Source organism: Hymenobacter sp. DG25B (genome assembly GCF_000801315.1).
GTDB lineage: Bacteria > Bacteroidota > Bacteroidia > Cytophagales > Hymenobacteraceae > Hymenobacter.
The window spans coordinates 3,491,343-3,514,230 of sequence record NZ_CP010054.1 but is presented as its reverse complement, the minus strand read 5'-3'; the positions used below and the strand labels follow the sequence as shown (position 1 = coordinate 3,514,230).

The window sequence follows — 22,888 nt, the reverse complement described above, 5'->3', positions numbered from 1 at the left end:
CCTGATCCGCAAAATTAACCCCGGACTTTCTACCTTCGGTTCGTTTATGTGTGTTTACCGGTTTTTCGCCTGATTTGTGACTGTTGCTGAAGTGTGGTCGGCGGTGCTGGCCAGTAGCCCGATTGAAGTGGCTGGCGTACTCACGGGCATTGCCTGCGTGTGGCTGGCGGCCCGCAATTCCATCTGGAATTTCCCGGTGGCCATTGTCAGCTGCCTGCTATATGTGGTGGTGTTTCTGCAGGCCCGTCTGTATTCTGACGTGGGCCTGCAGGCGGTTTTTATCACCTTGAGTGTGTATGGCTGGTATGAGTGGCTGCACGGCGGGCCCCAGCACCGGGAGCTGCCCGTAACGCGCACCAACAGCCGGCTGTGGCTAGGACTTAGCGTAGTCGGGCTGGCGTATGCGGTGGGCGCGGGCTTTCTGTTTCAGCAGTATACCAATGCCGCCATTCCTTATTGGGACAGCACCACCACGGCCATCAGCCTGGTAGCGCAGGTGCAGCTTACCCGCAAAAAAATTGAGAACTGGATACTCTGGGTGCTCGTAGATGCGGCCTACGTGGCCATGTACTGGCACAAAGATCTGTACCTCACCAGCGGCTTATACCTGGTTTACCTCTTTCTGGCCGCCTATGGCTACTGGCAGTGGCGCCAGCTGATGCTGCGCCGCCCGGTCGCCGAACTTACCTTGTCCGCATGATTCGCGTTTCCCTGACTGGCCCCGAATCCACGGGCAAAACCACCCTCAGCCAGCAGCTGGCCGCGCACTACCAAACCACCTGGGCCCCCGAGTACGCCCGCGCCTACCTGGAAAAACATGGCCCCCAGTACACGCTGGCGGACCTGGAAGAAATAGCCCGCGGCCAGCTGGCTGCCGAAGAGCATGCCGCGGCCCAGGCTTCCCGCGTGGTGTTCTGCGATACGGACCTGCTGGTAATCAAAATCTGGAGTGAGCACGCCTTTGGGTACTGCCCCGAGTGGATTCTGCAGGAACTGCAGCGGCGCCGCTACGACCTGGTGCTGCTCCTGAACGTAGACCTGCCCTGGGAGCCCGACCCACTGCGGGAGCACCCCAACCTGCGCCAGCATTTCCACCAGATGTACCGCCGCGAGCTGGAGGAAAGCATTTCCCCGTTCGCCGATATCAGCGGCACGCCCGCCCAACGCCTGGAGCAGGCTTGTTTTCTGGTGGATGAGCTGCTGGCTGCCCCGGCCGCCCAAGCCGCGTATTCCATAGCTAAAGTCTAACGATGTATATTCTCGAAAACGAGCTGAGCCGCGTAACCGTGCAAGCCCACGGCGCCGAGCTCAGTAGCTTTATCCGCAAAGACCTCGATAACCTGGAATACATCTGGCCCGCCGATGCCGCCATCTGGGCGCGCCACGCGCCGGTGCTGTTCCCCATCGTGGGCCGCCTCCCGCAGGATACCTACACCTACCAGGGCCAAAGCTACCAGCTGCCCCAGCACGGCTTCGCCCGCGACCAGGAGTTTACTCTGGTGCGCCAAACAGCCGCCGAGCTGGTGCTGGATCTGCGCCCCAACGAAGCCACGCTGGCCCGCTATCCTTTCGATTTCCGACTCATCATCAGCTACCGGCTGGCCGGCCCCATGCTCACTATTGGTTGGGAAGTGCACAACCCCGGCCGCGGCGAGCTGCTTTTCAGCATTGGCGCGCACCCGGCGTTCCGCTGCCCGCTACTGCCCGAAGTGAAGTTTGAAGATTATTATTTTGAGTTCGACCACCCCGTTACGCTGGAGAGGCACTTGTTGGAAGATGGCTTGCTGAATGGGAAAACGGAACCGCTGCTAAATCAGCAACAGCAGTTGCCCCTCAGCTATACGCTGTTTGAGCAGGATGCCGTGGTGCTGAAGCATTTCGATTTCACGCACCTAGCCCTGCGCAGCCGCCGCTCAGAACGGGCGGTGCGCTTGCGCTTTGATGGGTTTCCCTACCTGGGGTTGTGGACCAAGCAGGCCGGAGCGCCTTTTGTATGTATTGAGCCCTGGCACGGCATTGCCAGCTCCGTAGGCGACTCCGGCGAGTTAGCCGATAAAGAAGGACTTCTCACGCTGGGCCCCGGGCAGGAGTTCGTTACCTCGTACAGCATCACAGTTGAATAAGTCAGAAGCGGTTGAGGTCGGCATCCGCCAGGTAAATGCTTCTGAGACGTATGCCTTGCGCCATGCGGTACTCTGGCCCGATAAGCTGCCAGCCTACGTTGCTTTACCCGATGATGCCGCAGGACAGCACTTCGGCGCTTTTCTGCCCGCGGGTGAATTGGTGGCCGTTATTTCTCTTTTCGTTTCCGGCCCGGAAGCGCGCTTCCGCAAGTTTGCTACCCATCCCGCATATCAAAAGCGAGGCATTGGCAGCCAGCTTCTGCAACACGCTATAGTGGCGGCCCGGTCTGCCGGGGCCAGGCAGCTGTGGTGCGATGCGCGGCTGGCGGCGCTACCGTTTTATCAGCGGTTTGGAATGCAGGCGGCTGGCGGTGTTTTCCATAAAGGGCCGGTGGCCTATTCCCGCATGGAGCGTAGTCTGTAGCAGTTTTCAGCGGAAAGCAGAAATGAAAAACGGCTCCTAAGAGCCGTATGCTGTCTAAGGCAGCCGGTAAGGCTGTAGCAGAAAGTCAGGAAAGCCAACAGTATTGCTGCCGTCAAATAATCATGGGTTGATTGGGGCGCACCGGGGTGCGGGGCCGGCGGTTATAGTCGGGTTCCCAATCATTGATGGGGCGGGTAATGCCGGGCGGGAGGTCCAGGTCCGGTAAACCATCGTCCAGTGGTTCGCCCCCGTCGTCGTCGTTATCGGGAAAGGGGGGGCGCTGAAACCGGCGGCGTGGCATCACCATAAAGTAAGCCAGAATACCGAGTACCACGAGCGTATAGACAAGGCTGATCATGGCGGGGAGACTTAGGTGTAACGCACAAAAAGACCAGAGCTTTTACTACGCTAACGAACTCGCCTATTGCCTGGTTCTCGCTTGCCCGTATTTTGTATCTGCCCGTTCTTTCTACCTTAAGTTACTTGATTTTCAGGCGAAAGTAAAGCCGATGCGTGCTTTGTGTTCTGCGGGTTTGGAACTCGGCGCCGGGCGCTCTAGTTTTGCCTCACAGTTTAGGGGTGCCCCATGCCGGGAGTGGCAGCGGGGCTGAGATCATACCCATTGAACCTGCCCGGGTAATGCCGGCGAAGGGAACAAACGATCCGCGAGCGAAAAACCGTTAGGTGCCGACCCCTGGCATCCGGTCCGTTCCACTATTTCTTTTTTCATCCTTGAAAAATTTTCTGATGACCGGCGCGGCGCTTCTGGCGCTAACCGGTACGGCATGGGCGCAAGGTCCCGTGTCCGGCTCCGTAGCCGATGCCCGCACGGGCGCCGGGCTGCCCGGCGCCACCATTCTGCTGGATGGCCAGGCCACCAGCGCCGCCGCTGATGCCACGGGCCGCTTTCTGCTCCCGGCCGTGCCCGCCGGCCCGCACGAACTGCGCATCACTTTTGTAGGCTACCAGCCGCTGGTACGCAGCGTGCAGGGCCGCGCCACGCCGCAGGAAGTACGTCTGGCCCTGCTGCCGGCCGATGTAGTGACGGGCGAAGCCGTAGTTACGGCTACCCGCGCCAACGAGAAAACAGCCACTACCTATACCAACGTCAGCCGGGAGCAGCTGCAGGCCCGCAACTTCGGCCAGGACCTGCCTTACTTGCTGGATCAAACTCCTTCCGTAGTAACTACGTCTGATGCCGGTACCGGCGTGGGCTATACCAGCCTGCGCGTGCGCGGCACCGATGGCACCCGCATCAACGTAACGCTGAACGGCGTGCCCGTGAATGAGGCGGAGTCGCACGGGGTATTTTTTACGGATATACCGGATCTGGCCTCTTCGGTACAGAGCATTCAGGTGCAGCGGGGCGTGGGCACCAGCACCAATGGCTCCGGCGCTTTCGGCGCCAGCGTGAACATAGAAACCCTGGGCCTACGTACGCAGCCTTATGCCGAGGTAAACAACTCAGCAGGCTCTTACGGCACCTGGAAAAGCACGGTAGCGGCCGGTACAGGCCTCATCAACGGACATTTTACGCTGGATGCACGGGCTTCCCGGCTGCAGTCAGAAGGCTACGTTGATAACTCGTCTTCGCGGCTACGCTCCTTGTATGTAGCAGGCACGTATTCCGGCAAAAACACGCTGCTGCGGGCTATGGTGCTTACTGGCTTCGAGAAAACCGGCCAGGCCTGGTACGGCTTGGCCGACTCGCTGCTGCACAAAAACCGCCGCTACAACGAAGCCGGCACCGACTACGGCCAGCACCTGCCCGCCTATAAAAACCAGACGGACAACTATCAGCAGGATTACTACCAGCTGCTGGTTTCGCACCAGCTCACACCGGGCCTTAATCTGAGCGTAACCCCATTCTGGACGCGCGGCGGCGGCTATTATGAGGAATACAAAGTAGGCCAGGATTTCGCCAAATACGGCATTGGGGCCGGGCCAGTGTATGTACCCAACGCGGCGGGCTCCCTGGATACTATTACCAGCACGGACGTGATTCGGCGGCGGTGGCTGAAAACGGATTTATACGGCGCTACCTACGCGCTGCAATGGCGGCCGGCGGCCGGGCACCTGACGGAAGCCACGCTGGGCGGGGCAGCTATTGGCTACCGCGGCCAGCATTTTGATGAGTTGACCTGGGCCCAGTACGGGCAGAATATTCCAGAGTCGGGCACCCGCTATAACGATGAGCCGCTGGCGCACAAAACCGATGTAAACGTGTACGGCCGCGCCAACTTCGACCTGACAGATAAACTGAGCTCCTTTGCCGATTTGCAGTTCCGCCACGTGTACTACGCCTTTTTTGGGCCAAATACTGCGGGCAGCAAAAGCCAGCAGGCGGTGCGCTTCAACTTCTTCAATCCCAAAGCCGGCCTCACGTACCAGCTGCGCGAAGGGCTGAACGCCTACGGCTCCTTCGCCGTGGCGCAGCGCGAGCCCACCCGCACCGACTACACTGATACCCCCGCCGAGCGGCGGCCTACCTCCGAGAAGCTCTATAACACGGAAATTGGCGTGCGCCGCACCACGGGCCAGGTGCAATGGTCGGCTAACTACTACCTGATGCAGTACCGCAATCAGCTGGTGCTTTCCGGCAAGCTGGATGATGTGGGCAACCCCATTCACACCAATGTGCGCGACTCTTACCGCACCGGGCTGGAGCTGGTGGCGGCCACGCACCTGCTGCCCCAGCTGCTGTGGAGCGCCAATACCACCTTCAGCCGCAACAAAATCAGGAACTACACCGATTACCTGGCCGACTACGACAACGGCGGCGAGCAGGGCACAGCCTTCAAAACCACCGATATTTCCTACTCGCCAGCCGTAGTAGCGGCCAATACCTTTGAGTATGAGCCGGTGGCCGGCCTCAAGCTGACCCTGCTCAGCAAATACGTGAGCCGCCAGTACCTCGACAACACCAGCACGAAAGACCGCAGCATCGAGGCTTATTTCGTGAACGATGCCCGCGTGCGCTACCTCTGGGCGCCCACCAAACTGGGCGTGCGGGAGGTAGAGCTGGCCCTGCAGGTGAATAACCTGCTGAGCACGGAATACGAGAACAACGGCTACACTTACGGCTATATTTCCGGCGGCGCCCAGTACTTCACCTACCATTACCCGCAGGCTCCGCGCAATTTATTGGCTTCCCTGAACCTGCGCTTCTAAACCAACGATTGGACGGATGTTGAGCAGATTTCACGGATTTTGTGGAAGATTAAATGCAACAAAAAAGCCTCGCAGACCGCGAGGCTTTTTTGTTGTCTGGCGTGGGATTGGAAGTAGTCCAATTCGTTCAGCATCCGTCCAATCGGTAGTGTGCTTGATTCAAATAATCAGCCGCACGCCGCCCAGCTCGGAAATATGATAGGGGAACCGGTCGCCGGGTGAGCCGATGAACATGAAGTTTTTGGGAATATTCCACTCCCGGGATAATTCGTCTATCAGGGCGGGGCCAAAGTGGCCTTCACGGCACACAAAGTCGATGTCAATGTCGCCGTAGGCGCGGTCCAGTACCCGGACATCCGTGAGAAGCTCCGGGGGGACACTTTCGCCCTTCTGCAACAGGGTTACGATTTTGAGGCGGTGCGTAAACTCGTTTTCCTGCACGTAGGCCAGTACTTTGTTCAGGTTTTCCACGTTGTCGCCCTTCGTGAAAAACACGAATTCCTGATTATTCAACTCCCGCAGCATGCGGCGGATAGACAGCCGGGCCAGGCGCGATATGCGGGGCGAATGCTCGGCTATGGATTTAGCCGCGGCCAATACCAGGTTCAGAATTGCAATGCGGTTGAGCATGATATACACCAGCGCCATAGCTGGGATAAAATACTGCAGAAAAACCACCAGGTAATCGGGGTGTATTTTAATGTTGCCGTAGAGCGCAATAATAACGCCTGCCAGGGCCAGGAGTACCGTTAGAATGCTGGCGTATACGGGGCGGGGCAGCTGGGGCCGCTTGCTCTTCAGCAGAAAGTTGCCCAGGGCAAAGAAGGCCATTACCGACAGGAAGGAAATAGTATACACACCCGCCAGGGGGCCCAACTCGCCGTTGGTAATCAGCAAAACGGATATGCAGAGCAGGAAGAAGGTGATGAGGATGATATAGTTGCTGTTGCGGCGGTTTTCTTTGAGAAAGAACTGCGGCAGAATCCGGTCCAGGGTCATGCGCTTCATCAGGCCGCTTACGCCCACAAAGGAGGTGAGCACGGCGCCGCTCAGCACCGCCACAGCATCAACAGAAATCAGAACGCCCAGCCAGCGGCCCCCGGTGGTATCGCCCAGGTGGGAGAGCAGGGTTTCCGTATGGGCGCCTACCTCGGTGAGCGGCAGGGCGGCAATGGCCAGAAAGGCAATAACCGGGTTAAAAAAGCTCACCACCACCCACATGTTGCGCAGGGTTTTGGCAAACACGCCGGGGGCCTGCTCTTCCACAAAGTTGGCGGAGCTTTCGAAACCCGAAATACCCAGCATGGCTGCGCTAAAGCCAAAGAACAGAGCTGTAGTCAGACTGCCTTTCAGCGGCACATGAAAGTTTAGCGAGAGGGCGTCCGCGCCGTGCGAGAACAGGTACCATATAGCCACCAACACCAGGATGCTGAGCGTAGCTATGTGGGTGAGAAAGATGATGACGGCCACCTTTGCCGACTCCGACATGCCCAGCAGGGTAAGCACCAAAAACAGCCCCAGCAGCCCCATCGTAGCCGTAATAATGGGCAGGCCGTGCCAGAGCGTGTGCAGGTAGTGCATGGCCTCGGAGGCTGAAATAACGGCCGTGGCCATGTAGGACAGAATAGTGAGGCAGGCGGCCAGGGCGGCGTTGCGCTTGCTGGTGGTGTTCAGCAGCACGTTGTAGGCGCCGCCATTCAAGGGTAGCGCCCCTACTACCTCGCCATAAATTTTGCGGAACAGAAACAGCACGGCTCCTACCAGGAGCAAAGCCACAAAGGCATACTGGCCGGCATAGGCAATGGCCAGCGCCGACACGTACAGGCAGGAGGAGGAAATATCGTTGCCGCAGATGGCAGTGGCTTCCAGCTCGCTCAGCTTTTTAGGGTGGCTCATGGTGGGGAAAAAGAATGGGTAGAATTATTCTGGGAGGAAGTTTACGGTAAAATCTGCTGGAGTACATACGGGAGCCAGGAAATCCGGTCGGTTTTGATGGGGTTGCCCCGTGGCCAGCCGCCCGAACCAAGCCGGCCAAGTGCCTGTTCACCATCTCAGAATCCCTATCTTTGGGCTACACATTCCCACCCATCTACGCATTATGTCTTCGCAAGCTGACGTTCTTTCCCCCAAGGCCAAAGCCTCGAATCATCACGGCTCTACCAACGCCGCCGGCTTCACTGATTACTTCGACCTCGACGGTCTGCTGACCGAGGAGCACAAGCTCATCCGCCAGAGCATCCGCGACTTCGTGAAGAAGGAAATCAGCCCTAACATTGAGAAATGGGCGCAGGACGCGCACTTCCCCTCGGAAATCGTGCGCAAGTTTGGCGAGGCTGGTGCATTCGGCCCCACTATTCCCGTGGAGTACGGCGGCGGCGGCCTGGACTATATCAGCTACGGCCTGATTATGCAGGAAATTGAGCGCGGCGACTCCGGCATGCGCTCCACCGCCTCGGTGCAGGGCTCTCTGGTGATGTACCCCATTTACGCCTACGGCTCGGAGGAGCAGCGCAAGAAATACCTGCCCAAGCTGGCCTCCGGCGAGTGGCTGGGCTGCTTCGGCCTCACCGAGCCCGACCACGGCTCCAACCCCGGCGGCATGACCACCAACATCAAGGACATGGGGGATTATTACCTGCTGAATGGTGCCAAGCTCTGGATCAGCAACTCCCCCGAGTGCCAGGTGGCCGTGGTGTGGGCCAAGGACGAGAATGGCCGCATCAAAGGCCTGATTGTGGAGCGCGGCATGGAAGGCTTCACCACCCCCGAAATTCACAACAAATGGAGCCTGCGCGCTTCCTGCACCGGCGAGCTGGTGTTCCAGGACGTGAAAGTGCCCAAGGAGAACCTGCTGCCCAACATCGACGGCCTTAAAGGCCCGCTGGGTTGCCTGGACTCCGCCCGCTTTGGCATTGCCTGGGGCGCCATTGGCGCGGCTATTGATTGCTATGAGTCGGCGCTGAAGTATTCCATGGAGCGCATCCAGTTCGGTAAGCCCATTGGTGGCTTCCAGCTGCAGCAGAAAAAGCTGGCCGAAATGCTCACGGAAATCACCAAAGCCCAGCTGATGGTGTGGCGTTTGGGCGTGCTCAAAAACGAAGGCAAAGCCACCTCGGCCCAGATTTCGATGGCCAAGCGCAACTCCGTGGAAATTGCCCTGGAAATTGCCCGAGAAGCACGCCAGATTCACGGCGGCATGGGCATCACCGGCGAGTACCCCATTATGCGCCACATGATGAACCTGGAGTCAGTAGTGACTTACGAAGGCACCCACGATATCCACCTGTTGATTACAGGTGCCGATATTACCGGTATTCAGGCATTCAAATAAGCAGTAGCTACCCATAGAAAACGGCCGTTCTGGAAGCAGAGCGGCCGTTTTCTATTCTAGTAATGCACGTATTGCTAGGGCTTGTACAGTAAAAAAGTCTGGGAAATCATAATATCAGGACCTAATGATGGAATTCTGGTATTAGCCACGGGGGTGTTGGCGGCCTGCATCTGCACCACCTCCCAGCCCTGGGCGCGCAGCTCATTCAGCTTTATCAGGGTTTGGGCCTGATAGGGAGCCGGGCCGTCCAGTTTGCGGTCGAGCGTAAGCTTGGCCTGCTCCCCAGTAGGCGAGATAGTTACCAGCGTGGCCCGCCCCGTAACCGGCACTTCTAAGGTAAGCATCATGTAGCCCGGCTCAGCCGCATTTTTCGGATAGAAAGCCCAGCAGCCAACAGCTACCAGCAACAGGGCGAGAACTGGGAATAGCTTTTTCATGAAGTCAATAAAAGCATAATATTCCTCACGGTAGTCGCCCGTACTTTGTGATGGTATGATTAGGTATTCAGCACATAAAAAGGCCGCTCCTGAGGAAGCGGCCTTTTTTATGTAAAAGCAGAACGCAGAAAATTAAGCAGCGCCGGAAGTGTTACGGCCCAGCAAATAGGCGCGGTACTTCTGCACGACAAACGTCAGGCTAAACAGTATTATAAAATAAATACTGGCGGTAGAATGTCGAAACCAGTCGGTAGCAAAGGCAAACAGACCCACGCCTGTTAGCCACGCCAGCAAAGCAATTAGTACGGTAGCCTTGGTAGGCACTTTCTTGGTTGGCTTTTCAAGCGGGGCAGATGAGTTCATAGGAAAGAGTTGGGTTTCTTTCGGTTAAAGTATATAATATGAAGTGAGCTAGGTAAAAAACTGTGGGATTTTTACCGCAGCTCATCAAACGCATACTGCCCGGTGCTCCAGAACTCATCCAGCGCAATTAAACGCGGCTTGAAAAACGAAATCAGCCGGGGCCAGTCGTCGCGGTTGAAGAGGTTTACGGGCGCCAGCTCCTGGTAAATGCGGCCGATAGGCTGGCCGTTGGCATCCAGTGTATCAGCCTCCCACTGCCAGGTTTCGCCCAGGGTTTCTTCCAGCATGGTTTTTAGGGCCCTAAACTGCTCAAAATACAGCTCGCGCAACTCCGCGTCCGGGTGCGTGAGTTCAATGCCGATACTGGCCCGCTTGCCATCAGCCTGCAGGCGGAAGTACACGTGCTTAAGGCCGGTTTTATAGTTTATCCAGTTGGCAGGCAGGCCTTCGGCCGAAGGCACGGGCTGCATATACTGCCCAAACGTGGTCCAGAAGGCCTGGCGTAGCTGGGTTACTTCGGTTTTGCTGTACATAGAAATCAAAAATACCAGCGGAGTTCGGGAAACTATGGTTTAGGAGGAGCAGGGCACATGGGCAGTTTTACCAGCCGGCGTGTTATTATTACACCTTCATTGGTTGTCACATTCGCTTTATGGCCGCAGCTTCTGCCCTTGTTTTGCTTGAATGTCTGATTGCAGGCACCACCCACCGCGAAGGTCTGGCGGCCTATGAGCCCCGCCTACAAATCGGCCAAGCCCTCACCCTGCAGCGGGAGCCCGACAGCGCCTACGACGACTGGGCCGTGCGCGTACTCACCGCCGATACGCCGCCGTTCTGGCTGGGCTACCTGCCCGAAGGCCGCAACGAAACCATTGCCCGCCTCCTCGATGCCGGCTTCCACCTCAGCGCCCGCCTCACGCACAAAGCCTGGGAAGACGACTGGCTGCACCTGGAGATTGAAGTGCTGCTGAATCAGTAAAAACAACGAAGCTATTGAGCAATTCGCTTTTGTGTCACCTGTCATCCTGAGCCTGCGAAGGACCTTCTCACCGCTGAATGAACAGCTTAACAACGACTCGTGCTGATGTGACAAGGCCCTTCGCAGGCTCAGGATGACAGGATTGTTGAATAACTTCAATTAAAGCGTTTCCGTCAGGCCAAATATTTCCTGGCGGGCCTGCTGAATGGCGGGTTCCTCGCCAAACTCGCGTTGCACCCATTGCGTGAAGCTGGCCACCAGCGCGCCCACGGCCTGCCGGCTGCTGCCGGACGTGGCATCTGGATTGGCGCCTGCCTCGGGCATCGGCATGGCGCCTTCCAGCCCCAGGCTACTAAGCACATCCGACACAAATACCAGCCCGCAGACATGCATGGCCTGGTATAAAACGGTCAGTTCGGATAGGGAAAGAGGTAGGCGTTCTTCCGCCGTAATATGGCCCAGGCGCGCCATAAGCGGCTCTACCGCCGTGGGCTGCAGGTGCGGCAGCGTGGCCACCGCTTGCAGGAATGGATGTTCGGCCTCCGTTTGCGGCAGGCTCTGCACCAGCAGCAAGGCCAGCCGAAGCATCTGCAGTCGGGCCTCATCAAACCCTAATGTTACAATGGCGGGAGCCGGCGGTACCAGGCTGGGGCTGTGTGTATCAAACAGCTGTTGCAACTGCTGCTGGCGGTGGCGCAACGGGGCCAGCGCGGCCGCACCGCTGGGGCCGGCAATAAGCTGCTCCAGGGCGTTTTCCAGGGCTGCCGTCAGCCCCAGGCAATAGTCCCAGAGCACCGTCAGCGGCTCGCCTTCCACCTGCATTTGTTGGCGTAGAAAATGGTGTACCGGCGCGGCCAGCGGGCTGTGCAAAGCGGCGCGGCCCACCAGCACCAGGTTATACAGCTGCAATGGGCGGGTATTTAACAGCTCCTGCAGTGCCTCGGTAGATTGAATTGCATTCAGCTCCGCTACCGTTGCGGCATTCAATCGGGTAAGGCTGGTCACGGCACCGGGCAGGGGAGATGCTTCGGTGGCAAATAGCTGCTTACAGGCCATCCCCAGCAGGGAAAGTGCGGGGGAAAGCTGCGAAAAAGCGTGAGGAGGAAGCTGCTGGAGCGAAGCGCCCGTGGGAGTGAAATCATACATGATGCAAGGGAAGAGGCCACAAAAGTAAGGCATTGCGGTTCTATCTACGCCTTGTCGGGGCGGTATGAACTGGCAAGGATTCCGGTTGAAACCAGAACTTCCATATCTCAAAATAAGACCGTCATGTCGAGCAAAGCCGAGGCATCTCGCGTGCTGATGTTGCCACCCTATCTGTCATCCTGAGCTTGCGAAGGACCTTATCACGCGAGAAAGAGGCGTTACAACGATTATCGTTCAGCCGTGATAAGGTCCTTCGCAAGCTCAGGATGACAGGCATGGCGGTAGAGATGCTTCCGCTACGCACAGTATGACGGCCTTTTTGCTCTGCATCACCTGCCTTTCTCAACAACATCAGCACGCGAGATGCTTCGCTGGCGCTTTGCATGACGGCCATCAAATTCCGAAACAGATCATTTCTGTTAATTGCTAATTTAATTGGTAAAATATAGGCCTCCTAGCAACTTTTTGCTAAAAAATTTGCTAAACCTGGGCACATTTCCCCGGCCTCAGGTGTTATCTTGCCACTCAACTTTCCGCTTCTTTTGCATATGCGTGAATCTTATCTGACCGGTGGCGCCGACAATATGGACGCCACCGAAAAAGACATTGATAAAGCCCTGCGGCCCTTAAGCTTTGCTGACTTTGCGGGCCAGGATAAAGTGGTGGAAAACCTGAAGGTATTCGTGGGCGCAGCTAAGCAGCGCGGTGAGGCCCTCGACCACGTGCTGCTGCACGGCCCTCCCGGCCTGGGCAAAACCACCCTCTCGCACATTATCTCCAACGAGCTGGGCTCCGGCATTAAAATGACCAGCGGCCCCGTGCTGGACAAGCCCTCCGACCTGGCCGGCCTGCTCACCAACCTGGAGCCGCACGATGTGCTGTTCATCGACGAAATTCACCGCCTGAACCCCGTGGTGGAAGAGTACCTGTACTCGGCTATGGAGGACTACCGCATCGACATCATGCTCGATTCGGGCCCGAATGCGCGCTCCGTGCAGATTTCGTTGTCACCGTTCACGCTCATCGGGGCTACCACCCGTTCCGGTCTGCTTACCTCGCCGCTGCGGGCGCGCTTTGGTATCAACTCCCGCCTGGAGTACTACGATGCCAAACTGCTCACCAGCATTGTGCAGCGCTCCGCCGAAATCCTGAATACGCCCATTCATGAGGATGCGGCCTACGAAATTGCGCGCCGCTCGCGCGGTACGCCGCGTATTGCCAACAACCTGCTGCGCCGTACCCGCGACTTCGCCCAGATGAAAGGCGACGGCACCATCACGCAGGCCATTGCCCACTTCGCCCTCGGCGCGCTGGACGTAGACGCCCGCGGCCTCGATGATATGGACAAGCGTATCCTGCTCACCATCATCGACAAGTTCAAGGGTGGCCCCGTGGGCCTGAGCACCATTGCCACCGCCTGCGGCGACGAAGCCGAAACCATTGAGGAAGTGTACGAGCCATTCCTCATCCAGGAAGGCTACATCAAGCGCACCCCCCGCGGCCGCGAAGCCACTGAGGCCGCTTACCAACACCTGGGCCGCACCATGCCGCAGCATTTGCGTGGGAATACGGCCACGGGGGAGTTGTTTAGTTAGGGTTTTAGCTACTCTTGTGCAGAAAGCGGCGGGAAGCAGCACCTTGTGTGGGCTTTCCGCCGCTTTTTTGCTGGTCTCAGCAACTGTTGATGAGGAAAGAATAAATAAGCAAGTAGCTATTCTATGAATCTGCACCGAACTATAAAAGCCATCCTTTCAATTTTATTCCTGTGGATAGTACTTCATATAATTTACTCGACAGTTGATGGCTTATCTGACTCAGGAAAATCTGCTGATGTAGCGGTGATATTAGGCAGCAAGGTGAATGAAGATGGCTCCCTTTCTCTAAGACTACTCCAAAGGCTAAGATGCGGATTGCAGCTCTACCAAAGCGGAAGAGTCAAAAGCTTAATAGTTAGTGGAGGCCTTGGCAAAGAAGGGTTTTATGAAGGAGATAAAATGAAAGCATATTTATTGAAATCTGGTGTGCCGAGCGAAAGGATATTCGTTGATAATAAAGGTGATAACACAATTGCGACAGTAGAGAATACGCTCAGGCTAAATGATAGTCTTCATTACAAAAGCTTGCTTATCGTTTCTCAGTACTTCCATATTACCAGAACTAAGATGCTTTTTAAGAAGCGTGGTTTTCAGAATGTATATGGGGTAAGCCCTAAGTATTTTGAATTAAGGGATATCTATTCCATTCTTAGAGAATTTGCCGCTTATTATGCTGAATAATGCTTGGCTTTATGAAGGAACGGAGGTTTAAAAAGCATATGCCTTGATGTTATTCTAGGAAAGTGTAAATAGGCAGCAGTCAGTGCATTATTATTTATATAGATTGGCGCGAATATTAAACTATAGCATCCTCCCAAAGCCTATGCCAGTGCAAACGGTTACGCAGCAGGTTGAAACTACACCCCAGCCATATACCCGCCTCGCCGGCGCCGCCTACCTGCTCATCATCATTGCCGGCCTATGCGGGGAGATGTTCATCCGGGGTAAAATCATCGTTTCCGGTGATGCGGCGGCTACGGCCCACAATCTTATAGCATCTGAGGGGTTATGGCGCGCTGGCATTGCCGGCGACCTGCTGATGCACCTGTTAGACATCCTAGTGATGCTGGTGTTTTACCTGCTGCTGCGAACGGTAAATAAAAAGCTGGCCTTAATGGCGCTGCTCTTCAACCTGATTCAGACCGCCGTGTTGGTCGCCAATAAAATCACCCTGCTGGTCCCGTTATTTTTCCTGGGCAACGCGGCTTATCTAAAGGCGTTCAGCCCGCAGCAATTGCAGGCGCTGGCCTACACCTCCATCAAAGCCCATGATTACGGCTTTGGTATTGGCCTGATTTTTTTCGGGTTTACGTGCCTGCTGAATGGGTACCTGATTCGCAATTCCGGCTTTCTTCCACGGTTCATCGGCAGTCTGATGCAGATAGCCGGCGCATGTTATTTAATAAATAGCGTTGCGCTGATTTTGGACCCTTCTCTCGCCTCCCGGCTATTTCCCTTCATCCTGCTGCCGCCCTTCGTGGCCGAACTCATCTTTTCCCTGTGGCTCCTAATTAAAGGGATAGACATAGCGAAGTGGCAGGAAAAAGCCAGCCGCTGGTAGGGTATAGTATGGCCGCGTAGCGGTATATCCGTATATATTCGCCGCCGCTACTAACCCAGATACCATGCGGCCGTTCCCGTTTCTTCCTTTAGCCCAAACACTGGTGGTGCTGCGCGTGGCCACGGCGTTTATATTTTTTGCGCACGCCGCGGTTCGGGTGTCCAATGGCACCATCGGCCAGTTCGGCGACTTCCTGAATGCTAAGGGCCTGGTGTACGGCCTCCCCATGGTGTGGGGCATTACGGCTTTCGAATTGGGGGGGAGCGTGCTGCTGGCATTGGGCTATTTCGTGCGGTCCTTGTCGGCGGGCTTTATAATGATGCTGCTAATAGGCATTGTGCTCATTCATGCTTCGCTGGGCTGGTTTGTGGGCGAGCATGGCACCGGCGGCAGTGAGTACAGCTTCCTGCTGATTATAGTGCTGTGGGTGTTGGCCGCCACGGCTGAAAAGCACCCGGCCACCCTATAACCCCACCCAGTAACTCATGAACAAACAAGCCTATACTATCCGGAATGCCACACCCCATGAGTTTGCGGAGATAGGGCAGTTATTGGTAGAGGTGTACGCACAGCTGGAGGGCTTCCCGCAGCCAGCGGAGCAACCTGACTATTATGCTTTTCTGGCCAATATTGGCGACATCACGCAGAAGCCCGGTGCTGTGTTGTTCGTCGCCCAAGCGGAAGGAGAGAAGCGCATTGCTGGAACGGTGGTGTACGTAGGCGATATGCGTTACTACAGTCCGCTGGGCATTGCGGCCGGGGAGCAGGATGGCGCTGGTTGTCGGCTGCTGGCCGTGGCGCCCTGGGCCCAGGGGCAAGGCGTGGGCCGCCAGCTGACGGAAGAATGTATCAGTCAGGCCAAAAAGCAGCAAAAAGCCCAACTGATTTTACATAGCACCCAGGCTATGCAAGTGGCCTGGAAAATGTACGAGGCCATGGGCTTCAAAAGGGCCGAAGAGCTGGACTTCCTACAAGGAAATCTGCCGGTTTTCGGATTCCGGTTGCCGCTGGCCTGAGCCTTCGGCCATTTACCGGGCTAAAACAGAAAGTGGGAAGGGGAACAGAATGCCGTATTTTTGTAGTTCCCTACTCTAACCGCCATGCTGCCTACCGCCCATTATACTGCTTTCATTAAACGCCGGGCGGCGGAGCTGGGCTTTATGTACTGCGGTATCTCCAAGGCTGAATTTCTGGAAGAAGAAGCGCCGCGCCTGGAGAACTGGCTGAACCGCCAGATGAACGGCCAGATGGGCTACATGGCCAACCACTTTGATAAGCGCCTGGACCCGCGCCTGCTCGTAGAAGGGGCGAAATCCGTCATTTCCCTACTGCTGAACTACTATCCCGCCCAGGAAGACCAGCAGCCCGACGATACCCTCAAAATCAGCAAATACGCCTACGGCCGCGACTATCACTTCGTCATCAAAGACAAGCTGAAAACGCTGCTGCAGGATATGCAGGAGGAAATAGGGGAGGTAGGCGGCCGCGTGTTCGTAGACTCGGCCCCCGTAATGGATAAAGTGTGGGCCAAAAAGAGCGGGCTGGGCTGGGTAGGCAAAAACTCCAACCTCATTACGCCCGGCATCGGCTCCTTCTACTTCATTGCCGAGCTGATTGTGGACGTGGCGCTGGATTACGACGGGCCCATAAAAGACTACTGCGGCACCTGCACCAAGTGCATGGATGCCTGCCCCACGCAGGCCATTACGGAGCCTTACGTGGTAGACGGCAGTAAATGCATCAGCTATTTCACCATTGAGCTGAAGGACCAGATACCGCGGGAAGTGGAAGGCAAGTTGGGAAACTGGGTGTTTGGCTGCGACATCTGCCAGGATGTGTGCCCCTGGAACCGCTTTGCCAAACCCCACCAGGAGCCCCAGTTCAACCCGCACCCGGGGCTAAAGGACCTCCGCACCACCGACTGGCAGGAAATAACGCACGAGTTATTCTCGGAGCTATTCCGGCAGTCGGCGGTGAAACGGACGGGCTATGCGGGCCTTACCCGTACTATTCGGTTTGTAACGGGGGAAGAAAATAACGCGGCCGAAACCGCCGGGTAACGGGCTAAACTGCCGGGCTGAACTGCGCGAACACGCGGTTCAGGATATTCTGATAAATACGAGCAAATTTCTGGTAGCACCAGGTCTTCAGCTGGTGCAACTCCTCGCTCCCTAGCATACGCAGGGCCTTCCGAAGCTCTTTCTCAAAAAGGATTTTATCGAAGCTAACTTTTGTCAAGATTGTTTTGGCGTACTCCAGCATGGAAAATGCGTTTTGGATAGTGCGGAGTGAGAAAATTGGGTAAGTAGGGGCGTATACGCAGCTAATGAAAAAAGACTGCGACCGAGGATCCGTAGATGGTTTATTTGGAGAAATATACAACTAAAAACCCGATGGATGCAAGTATAATTCCTGGTGCAATAAAAAAGGAATGGCTTTCACCATTCCTTTTTAACTAGTGTTGAGCTTAGAAAGCTAGTAAGTGAAGATTGCCACAATAGCGCTGGCCTGCTCCGTGGTTACGGGCTCATCAAAGGCTTCCTGCACGGCCCGCTGCAGGCGGGCGCTATCGGTGCCAAACACCGGCGCCAGCGTAGTTAGCTCCGAGAAGGTAACCTTGCTTAAGTTGGAAATGGGCTGAGTCAGCTGGTCTTCGCCGGCATAGGCCAGGTCGGTTTTGCCGGGCAGGGGGCTGCCGCTGGCGCCGGGGCCTACGCAGCTGCGAATAGCATCGGGGGCGCCGGCCGCCTGGCGCTGGCGCCGCAGCGTGCGAATGTGCGAGGCGTGGCGGGCTTCCACGGAGTGAATGCGCACGCCGGCTTCCAGTATACCATTATCACTCTGCAGGGCGGTTACCTGGCCTTTGTAGGCGCGCACGCCGGCATCTTCCAGAAACTGCGCTACTGCCAGAAAGGTATCCAGGTTGGTAAATACATCCGGGAACAGCGCCGACTGTGAGCCGTTGTGGCTGCCGGTATAATCAAAGGTGGGCTTGGCAGCGGGCACACCACCGGAGCTGGTAATGGCCTTGGTCAGGAAATCTACGTGCTGCTGCTCGTGCTCCTGAATGGTCACGAAATCGGGGCGCACATCGGCCGGGATAAAGCCGGCCGGTACTTTAGTGCCATCAGCCTTGGCCAGCAAGCCCAGTGCGGTGCGGTAAAAGTCGTTTTCCAGGTGTTCCAGCACCAGGGCAAACTGCAGCACATCCAAAGGAGTGCTGCGGGCCTGCGCCGGCGTAGCAAACAGCAGGCTGCCGGCGGCCAGCGGCAGGCTGGTAGCCGCCACTTTGGCGCCCATAGAGCCCAGGCGGCCCAGAATAGCACGGCGCTGACTGGCCTGCTCGTATACTGCGGGGTTCGCCTCGGCCAGCTCGGCCAGAAGTTGAAGAATATTCATGCTATACAAAGAGAAAAGCCGCGAGAATTAAGCCGTGGGCAGCTCCGCGCCCGAAATCTGAATGACGGAGAACTTATTTACCTCTACCAGCACCTGCAGAGGCGTTTTGCTGTCATCAAGGCCGGCCAGGTCGCCGGAAGTGGCTACCACATCAGCGCCGGCAAACGAGCCGGGCTGGAGCAGGTCGCGCACCAGGGCAGCATGCCGGGCTTCCACGGAAGAAATTTTAGCCAGGGCAGTGAGCAAAAGCGGCGTGTTCATGAGCTTGGCAGCGCCATTGTAGGCAGCTACGCCCAGGTCTTCCAGCTGCTGCGCCGCCTCCAGTACGCCGGCGCGGGTGCTCAGCGGGAGAGTGGTAAACGAGAATTCCAGATTGGCCGGCGGCGTATTACCCAAAGAAGTAAGCACCTGCCCTAGGTATTCCCGGTGCAACACCTCGTGCTCGTAAAGCTGCTGGAAAATGGCTTTTTCCTCGGTGCTGAAATCAGTAGGCGGCGCGGCAACTACCTTCTGATAGAATGCGGCTTCCAGCTGCTCCAGAATATAAGCGTAGGTGAGGACGCCTTTCTCGCCGCTTTCCAGCGCCAGTTTGGGCTCGGTGGGCGTTACAGTATTGTCTTTGCAGCCTGCCAGCAGCAGGGCCGAGGTTGCGGCGGCCGCCCCGGCCACCTGAAAGAAAGAACGACGCTGCATTGCGCGCGTCAGCAAAGAAGTAGCTCCAGAATCAGACATTGGCATTGAACACCAGCCAGCAAATGCCAGCCACCACACGGGGCCGGATAAAACAAAGGTAACCCGATAAACCGGGACGCCCAACCACAGGAGTCGCGCTGCCCCGGTAACGTTGCAAACCGCCTACTGCACAAAAAAAGGCTGCCCAGGAGAGCAGCCTTTTTTTATAACAGAAGGTAGGATAACTATAGCAGTCTTATGACTGAATGAAGGGTCCGGCAATGCTTACTACCGTTTCCTGATCCAGGCCTTCATCGAAGGCTTCGCTTACCTGCTCTTTGGTATAGCCCAAAGTGGTCAGGTCTACGCCGCCCTGCATTACGTTGGCCTCAGAAGGGAAAGTAGTAGCTGGTTTTCCGGGGCCATATACGGCGGCCACGGCGCCGTTGGCTTCGGCATTGGTAATCCAGTTGGCCTGCATTACGCCACTGGCACGGCGCATAGCACGAATGTGCGAGGCGTGACGGGCTTCTACCGAGTGAATCTGCAGGGCCACGGTGAGGTAGTCGTTCGGGTTACCGGCATCCTTAATTTCGCCGGCTTTGCCTTTATAGGCCCGTACGCCGGTGTCTTCCAAAGACTGGGCATAGGCCAGGAAGTTGGCATAGGTATCGAAAGCAGGACCGAAGTCGAAGCCTTTTGGCCGGGGGTTGGCCTTAGCACCCAGCGCACCTTTCAGCAGCGCTACGTGGGCAGATTCGTGCTTTTTAATCAGCTGAATGGCACCAGTGGCCGCGCCGGCGGGAATCAGGCCGCTTTTGTTCAGAGCCTGGGCATAGAAGTCTTCTTCCAGATATTCCAGCAACAGGGCATAGTTAAAAACGTCAAACACGTCTTTGGTGCCGGCCATGGCCTTGTTGAAGGCCGAGCCAATGGCAATAGGGGCAGCAGCCAGAGCGGCTTTCTTGCCCATAGAGGCCAGGGAGGAGAAGATGTCGCGACGCGAGTTCAGCTTCGCCATCGTTTCAGGCTCTACTTTCTCCAGTTCAGATAGGATATGAAAAAGATTCATGGGGTTCGTTTTTCAGGGGTGAGTTATTTACCTACGTTGCTTCCGCTGATGGTTTCTTTGATGAAGGGCTGAGCAGCCTTCAGCACATCCGCCACTTCCATGGCTTTGTCGAGACCCGTAGCCGGATCCACGATATCATCAGAGGCGAAGTCCCCGTTATTGATCAGGTCACGGATATAAGCTGCGTGGCGGGCTTCTACCGATACAATTTTACCGGCCAGCAGCAGGTAGGTATTGTCCTTGATGAGCTTGCCGGCGCCGTTGTAGGCCGCTACACCCAGGTCCTCGAAGGTCTTGGCATAGGTGAGCACCGAAGTGCGGCTCTTAAAATCAATCTTGCTGAAATCGGGGGTCAGGCCCTTAATGGCTTTGCTGCCGAGCGCCGCTTTGAAAAAGTCGCGGTGAATGGCCTCATGCTTGGCAATGGCCGTCATGAACTTGGTTTCGTCCGCACTGATGCTGTCGTAGGGGCTGGCAATTACCTGGGCGTAGAAAGCAGCTTCGAGCTGCTCCAGAGCATAAGCGTAGTTTAATACGCCGATATCACCCGTGCCCAGGTCAACCGTGCCGTCGGCTGGAGTCATGTTGTTATCTTCATCATCATCACAGCCCGATAAAGCCAGCGCTGCAATACCAACGGCGGCACCACTGTACATCATGAAGGAGCGGCGTTGAATCGGGGCGGTCAGGGGAGCGGCAAAACCTGCTTCCTCCTCACCGGAATGGAGTACTTTTGACATGAGTGTTGGATAATTGGATGATGAATAGGAAACTTCAGGCAATACAAAGTCAGCACACGCTAGAAGCCTGTTTTTCAGTGCTAAACCCGAGAAATCCTGAATCTGACCTCACTTACGACCTCCTCAGCAAAGTGGATTGCCTAAAGCCTGAATTTTGTACACATTAGCTGCGGTATAATCTAATATTTGCTTGTAATTCTTCTGTAAAATGCTGATAGAGAGTATAGGAAAGCGTTCCGCAAGCTTTTATGTAGCTTTGACGTTCTGCTTTGCTGGCGTGGTATGATATCCGGGTTTCGTTGGTTGTGCTTGAGTTTTGCCTTGCTGCTGCCGCTGGTGGTGGGGGCGCAGCCTACTACGCCGCCTGCCACGGCTCCTCCCGCTACGGCGGTTCCTGCCCCAGCCGCATCAGCCACCCCAAGCGGCACCGCCACCCTTGTGCTGGGCCCGGCCGCCTTTCCCATAAATGAGTATTTCACCATCAGCTTTAAGCTGGCGGGGGCACCACTGGAGCGGTATTCTGCTTTCCCGGATATCGAAGGCTTCAAGAAAAGCGGGAAGTCCAGCACCACTACCACGCGCATCATCAATGGCCAAACCACCACGGAGCTGACCATTAGCCAGCGCTACGCGGCTTTTAAAGAGGGCGAGTTTGTGCTGAATCCCTTTTCGCTCACCATCAATGGGCAGGCGGTTCGCTCGGCGGGCGCCACGCTGAAAGTGCTGGCCCAGCAGGCGGCCTCCGCGCCCCCGCCCGGCGGCGTGGCCCCCGGCATCGGTCTGCTGGATCAGCTCTTCGGCAAGCCCAAGCCCCAGGACTTTGTGGAGCCGCGCGACAATGCCTTCCTGGCCGTGGCCCCCGATAAAACCAGCGTGTATGTGGGCGAGGGCGTGCACGTGGGCCTCTATTTCTACCTGACCCCCGCCGACCAGGGCCTGCTCAACTTTTATAATTTCTCCAGCCAGCTACCCGGCATTTTGCGCCAGCTGCGCCAGCCCACCGTGTGGGAAGAGCCCTTTGATGAGCAGGAGGTGCTGCCCGAAGCCACCGTAGTAGGCGGCAAGCCCTATCTGCGCTACCGCCTCTACGAGGCCCAGTATTACCCCCTTACGCCCCGCGCCCTGCAGCTGCCCGCCGTGGCCCTGCAAATGGTAAAGTATAGGGTGGCCAAAAAGCCCGAGCCCGGCCTGGATAACCGGATGGAAGGGCTCAAAACGTTTTTCTCCCTGCCGCGTACCGTGGCCGTGAAGCCCCTGCCGCCGCACCCCCGCCGCGACGAAGCCGTGGTGGGTTCCTACCGGCTCTTGGAGTCTATTGATCGGACCAACTTCCGCACGGGCCAGGCCTTCACTTATACCCTGCGGATAGAAGGTGAAGGCAACCTGACGGCCATTCAGGCCCCGGCGCCGGCGCCCCGCCCCGGGCTGGAAATATATGGCCCCGAGGTGCAGCAGGAAACTACCCGCTCGGGCGGCCGCGTGGGTGGCCGCAAAACGTTCCGCTACCGCCTCATAGCCCGCCAGCCCGGCCCCGTGCCGCTGGATAGCCTGTTTTCTATTCTGACTTTTGACCCGGTGGCCGCGCGCTATGCTACGCTGCGCCCCGAGCTGCGCGTAGTGGTAAAAGGGGCGCCGCGCCCGTTGCGCACCCTCAGTGCCCGCACCACCGACCCTTACTATGAGTCGCGGCTGTTTACTTATGATAATACGCTGCGGCCCCTGCACACCCCCGACTTTGTGCGCCGCTACGCCAACCTGTTGCTGGTTGGCCTGTTCCTGCTGGCGGTAGTAGGCTGGTGGCGCGGACAGAGGTGAGATAGTGAGGAGGTGAAATGGTGAGTTTGCCGTTCCGTCTGCACAACTTGCGCCATTTGA

General features: G+C 56.8%; 25 protein-coding genes and 1 riboswitch. Of the genes, 14 read left to right on the top strand and 11 right to left on the bottom strand.

Annotated features, from left to right (window positions below; genetic code table 11):
- The first annotated feature begins 76 nt into the window (after positions 1-76).
- The 4 genes from pnuC to PK28_RS15075 are packed head-to-tail and all read left to right on the top strand — an operon-like array spanning position 77 to position 2,547.
- Positions 77-700 carry a nicotinamide riboside transporter PnuC gene (pnuC, locus tag PK28_RS15090; protein WP_044515234.1) on the top strand — a complete coding sequence of 208 codons (624 nt, stop codon included), beginning with the start codon at positions 77-79 and terminating at the stop codon, positions 698-700.
- Positions 697-1,248: an AAA family ATPase gene (locus tag PK28_RS15085; protein ID WP_044515232.1), complete on the top strand. Its 552-nt coding sequence runs from the start codon at positions 697-699 to the stop codon at positions 1,246-1,248. Before pnuC ends, PK28_RS15085 begins: the two co-directional genes overlap by 4 nt.
- 2 nt (positions 1,249-1,250) lie before the next feature.
- The gene (locus PK28_RS15080) at positions 1,251-2,123 is read left to right on the top strand and encodes an aldose 1-epimerase family protein (RefSeq protein WP_044515231.1); all 873 of its coding nucleotides are present in this window, start codon (positions 1,251-1,253) and stop codon (positions 2,121-2,123) included.
- Positions 2,116-2,547, top strand: coding sequence for a GNAT family N-acetyltransferase (locus PK28_RS15075; RefSeq protein ID WP_044515230.1), 432 nt, complete (start codon positions 2,116-2,118; stop codon positions 2,545-2,547). The genes PK28_RS15080 and PK28_RS15075 overlap by 8 nt, the downstream gene beginning before the upstream one ends.
- A 112-nt stretch (positions 2,548-2,659) precedes the next feature.
- Here the strand turns inward: PK28_RS15075 and PK28_RS15070 are convergent, their stop codons facing one another.
- A complete protein-coding gene (locus PK28_RS15070; RefSeq protein ID WP_044515229.1) occupies positions 2,660-2,905 on the bottom strand; it encodes a hypothetical protein in 246 nt (81 codons plus the stop codon).
- A gap of 207 nt (positions 2,906-3,112) precedes the next feature.
- Positions 3,113-3,220, top strand: a riboswitch (TPP riboswitch).
- A 59-nt stretch (positions 3,221-3,279) separates the two neighbouring features.
- Between PK28_RS15070 and PK28_RS15065 the strand changes: the two genes are divergently transcribed.
- A complete protein-coding gene (locus tag PK28_RS15065; protein ID WP_048826120.1) occupies positions 3,280-5,718 on the top strand; it encodes a TonB-dependent receptor in 2,439 nt (812 codons plus the stop codon).
- 159 nt (positions 5,719-5,877) lie between these two features.
- On the opposite strand, the gene PK28_RS15060 is transcribed toward PK28_RS15065, so the two are convergent.
- Complete coding sequence (locus PK28_RS15060) at positions 5,878-7,614, bottom strand: APC family permease (protein ID WP_044515227.1); 1,737 nt, start codon at positions 7,612-7,614, stop codon at positions 5,878-5,880.
- A gap of 202 nt (positions 7,615-7,816) precedes the next feature.
- Here PK28_RS15060 and PK28_RS15055 point away from each other — a divergent pair, with 202 nt between their 5' ends.
- Positions 7,817-9,049, top strand: a complete 1,233-nt coding sequence (locus PK28_RS15055; RefSeq protein ID WP_044515225.1) for an acyl-CoA dehydrogenase family protein — start codon at positions 7,817-7,819, stop codon at positions 9,047-9,049.
- A 74-nt stretch (positions 9,050-9,123) separates the two neighbouring features.
- On the opposite strand, the gene PK28_RS15050 is transcribed toward PK28_RS15055, so the two are convergent.
- From PK28_RS15050 to PK28_RS15040, 3 genes are all read right to left on the bottom strand, one after another.
- Positions 9,124-9,486: a hypothetical protein gene (locus tag PK28_RS15050; protein ID WP_044515222.1), complete on the bottom strand. Its 363-nt coding sequence runs from the start codon at positions 9,484-9,486 to the stop codon at positions 9,124-9,126.
- A 132-nt stretch (positions 9,487-9,618) separates the two neighbouring features.
- On the bottom strand, positions 9,619-9,849 hold the full coding sequence (locus tag PK28_RS15045; protein ID WP_044515221.1) for a hypothetical protein: 231 nt from the start codon (positions 9,847-9,849) through the stop codon (positions 9,619-9,621).
- Positions 9,850-9,920: 71 nt separating this feature from the next.
- Positions 9,921-10,382 (bottom strand): DUF4268 domain-containing protein, encoded by a 462-nt coding sequence (locus PK28_RS15040; RefSeq protein WP_044515219.1) that lies wholly within the window; start codon positions 10,380-10,382, stop codon positions 9,921-9,923.
- Between the two features lie 143 nt (positions 10,383-10,525).
- Between PK28_RS15040 and PK28_RS15035 the strand changes: the two genes are divergently transcribed.
- Positions 10,526-10,828: an HIRAN domain-containing protein gene (locus PK28_RS15035; RefSeq protein ID WP_044515217.1), complete on the top strand. Its 303-nt coding sequence runs from the start codon at positions 10,526-10,528 to the stop codon at positions 10,826-10,828.
- Positions 10,829-10,987: 159 nt separating this feature from the next.
- On the opposite strand, the gene PK28_RS15030 is transcribed toward PK28_RS15035, so the two are convergent.
- Complete coding sequence (locus PK28_RS15030; RefSeq protein ID WP_044515214.1) at positions 10,988-11,974, bottom strand: hypothetical protein; 987 nt, start codon at positions 11,972-11,974, stop codon at positions 10,988-10,990.
- 548 nt (positions 11,975-12,522) lie between these two features.
- On the opposite strand from PK28_RS15030, the gene ruvB reads away from it, so the two are divergent.
- The 6 genes from ruvB (at position 12,523) to queG (ending at position 17,190) form a co-directional block, all read left to right on the top strand.
- Entirely contained in the window at positions 12,523-13,569 is a 1,047-nt protein-coding gene (ruvB, locus tag PK28_RS15025) for a Holliday junction branch migration DNA helicase RuvB (RefSeq protein WP_044515211.1), read from the top strand.
- 123 nt (positions 13,570-13,692) lie between these two features.
- Entirely contained in the window at positions 13,693-14,250 is a 558-nt protein-coding gene (locus tag PK28_RS15020) for a YdcF family protein (protein ID WP_044515209.1), read from the top strand.
- A 250-nt stretch (positions 14,251-14,500) separates the two neighbouring features.
- Positions 14,501-15,130, top strand: a complete 630-nt coding sequence (locus tag PK28_RS15015; protein ID WP_231576180.1) for a DUF4386 domain-containing protein — start codon at positions 14,501-14,503, stop codon at positions 15,128-15,130.
- Positions 15,131-15,194: 64 nt separating this feature from the next.
- The gene (locus PK28_RS15010; protein WP_082017144.1) at positions 15,195-15,599 is read left to right on the top strand and encodes a DoxX family protein; all 405 of its coding nucleotides are present in this window, start codon (positions 15,195-15,197) and stop codon (positions 15,597-15,599) included.
- Positions 15,600-15,615: 16 nt separating this feature from the next.
- Complete coding sequence (locus PK28_RS15005; protein WP_044515204.1) at positions 15,616-16,146, top strand: GNAT family N-acetyltransferase; 531 nt, start codon at positions 15,616-15,618, stop codon at positions 16,144-16,146.
- An 84-nt stretch (positions 16,147-16,230) separates the two neighbouring features.
- Positions 16,231-17,190: a tRNA epoxyqueuosine(34) reductase QueG gene (gene queG / locus PK28_RS15000; RefSeq protein ID WP_044515202.1), complete on the top strand. Its 960-nt coding sequence runs from the start codon at positions 16,231-16,233 to the stop codon at positions 17,188-17,190.
- A gap of 4 nt (positions 17,191-17,194) precedes the next feature.
- On the opposite strand, the gene PK28_RS14995 is transcribed toward queG, so the two are convergent.
- The 5 genes from PK28_RS14995 to PK28_RS14975 all read right to left on the bottom strand — a co-directional run bounded on the left by PK28_RS14995 (position 17,195) and on the right by PK28_RS14975 (position 21,013).
- On the bottom strand, positions 17,195-17,392 hold the full coding sequence (locus PK28_RS14995) for a hypothetical protein (RefSeq protein WP_044515201.1): 198 nt from the start codon (positions 17,390-17,392) through the stop codon (positions 17,195-17,197).
- 213 nt (positions 17,393-17,605) lie between these two features.
- Positions 17,606-18,529, bottom strand: a complete 924-nt coding sequence (locus PK28_RS14990; protein ID WP_156126423.1) for a ferritin-like domain-containing protein — start codon at positions 18,527-18,529, stop codon at positions 17,606-17,608.
- A gap of 27 nt (positions 18,530-18,556) precedes the next feature.
- Positions 18,557-19,222 (bottom strand): ferritin-like domain-containing protein, encoded by a 666-nt coding sequence (locus PK28_RS14985; RefSeq protein WP_048826116.1) that lies wholly within the window; start codon positions 19,220-19,222, stop codon positions 18,557-18,559.
- A gap of 235 nt (positions 19,223-19,457) precedes the next feature.
- Positions 19,458-20,273 carry a ferritin-like domain-containing protein gene (locus tag PK28_RS14980; protein WP_044515199.1) on the bottom strand — a complete coding sequence of 272 codons (816 nt, stop codon included), beginning with the start codon at positions 20,271-20,273 and terminating at the stop codon, positions 19,458-19,460.
- 23 nt (positions 20,274-20,296) lie between these two features.
- A complete protein-coding gene (locus PK28_RS14975) occupies positions 20,297-21,013 on the bottom strand; it encodes a ferritin-like domain-containing protein (protein WP_044515197.1) in 717 nt (238 codons plus the stop codon).
- A gap of 282 nt (positions 21,014-21,295) precedes the next feature.
- Here PK28_RS14975 and PK28_RS14970 point away from each other — a divergent pair, with 282 nt between their 5' ends.
- Positions 21,296-22,828, top strand: coding sequence for a BatD family protein (locus tag PK28_RS14970; protein WP_082017143.1), 1,533 nt, complete (start codon positions 21,296-21,298; stop codon positions 22,826-22,828).
- Positions 22,829-22,888 lie beyond the last annotated feature (60 nt).

What these genes read in the sequence shown, in the direction of transcription:
- PK28_RS15010 (WP_082017144.1), top strand. Translation starts at nt 15,195, where the DNA reads ATGCGGCCGTTCCCGTTTCTTCCTTTAGCCCAAACACTGGTGGTGCTG.
- PK28_RS15085 (WP_044515232.1), top strand. Translation starts at nt 697, where the DNA reads ATGATTCGCGTTTCCCTGACTGGCCCCGAATCCACGGGCAAAACCACC.
- PK28_RS14980 (WP_044515199.1), bottom strand. Translation starts at nt 20,273, where the DNA reads ATGAATCTTTTTCATATCCTATCTGAACTGGAGAAAGTAGAGCCTGAA.
- PK28_RS14995 (WP_044515201.1), bottom strand. Translation starts at nt 17,392, where the DNA reads ATGCTGGAGTACGCCAAAACAATCTTGACAAAAGTTAGCTTCGATAAA.
- queG (WP_044515202.1), top strand. Translation starts at nt 16,231, where the DNA reads ATGCTGCCTACCGCCCATTATACTGCTTTCATTAAACGCCGGGCGGCG.
- PK28_RS15015 (WP_231576180.1), top strand. Translation starts at nt 14,501, where the DNA reads ATGTTCATCCGGGGTAAAATCATCGTTTCCGGTGATGCGGCGGCTACG.
- PK28_RS15080 (WP_044515231.1), top strand. Translation starts at nt 1,251, where the DNA reads ATGTATATTCTCGAAAACGAGCTGAGCCGCGTAACCGTGCAAGCCCAC.
- PK28_RS15050 (WP_044515222.1), bottom strand. Translation starts at nt 9,486, where the DNA reads ATGAAAAAGCTATTCCCAGTTCTCGCCCTGTTGCTGGTAGCTGTTGGC.
- PK28_RS15005 (WP_044515204.1), top strand. Translation starts at nt 15,616, where the DNA reads ATGAACAAACAAGCCTATACTATCCGGAATGCCACACCCCATGAGTTT.
- PK28_RS15055 (WP_044515225.1), top strand. Translation starts at nt 7,817, where the DNA reads ATGTCTTCGCAAGCTGACGTTCTTTCCCCCAAGGCCAAAGCCTCGAAT.
- PK28_RS14985 (WP_048826116.1), bottom strand. Translation starts at nt 19,222, where the DNA reads ATGCAGCGTCGTTCTTTCTTTCAGGTGGCCGGGGCGGCCGCCGCAACC.
- PK28_RS15040 (WP_044515219.1), bottom strand. Translation starts at nt 10,382, where the DNA reads ATGTACAGCAAAACCGAAGTAACCCAGCTACGCCAGGCCTTCTGGACC.
- PK28_RS15045 (WP_044515221.1), bottom strand. Translation starts at nt 9,849, where the DNA reads ATGAACTCATCTGCCCCGCTTGAAAAGCCAACCAAGAAAGTGCCTACC.
- PK28_RS15020 (WP_044515209.1), top strand. Translation starts at nt 13,693, where the DNA reads ATGAATCTGCACCGAACTATAAAAGCCATCCTTTCAATTTTATTCCTG.
- PK28_RS15060 (WP_044515227.1), bottom strand. Translation starts at nt 7,614, where the DNA reads ATGAGCCACCCTAAAAAGCTGAGCGAGCTGGAAGCCACTGCCATCTGC.
- PK28_RS14990 (WP_156126423.1), bottom strand. Translation starts at nt 18,529, where the DNA reads ATGAATATTCTTCAACTTCTGGCCGAGCTGGCCGAGGCGAACCCCGCA.
- PK28_RS14975 (WP_044515197.1), bottom strand. Translation starts at nt 21,013, where the DNA reads ATGTCAAAAGTACTCCATTCCGGTGAGGAGGAAGCAGGTTTTGCCGCT.
- PK28_RS15030 (WP_044515214.1), bottom strand. Translation starts at nt 11,974, where the DNA reads ATGTATGATTTCACTCCCACGGGCGCTTCGCTCCAGCAGCTTCCTCCT.
- PK28_RS14970 (WP_082017143.1), top strand. Translation starts at nt 21,296, where the DNA reads ATGATATCCGGGTTTCGTTGGTTGTGCTTGAGTTTTGCCTTGCTGCTG.
- PK28_RS15070 (WP_044515229.1), bottom strand. Translation starts at nt 2,905, where the DNA reads ATGATCAGCCTTGTCTATACGCTCGTGGTACTCGGTATTCTGGCTTAC.
- ruvB (WP_044515211.1), top strand. Translation starts at nt 12,523, where the DNA reads ATGCGTGAATCTTATCTGACCGGTGGCGCCGACAATATGGACGCCACC.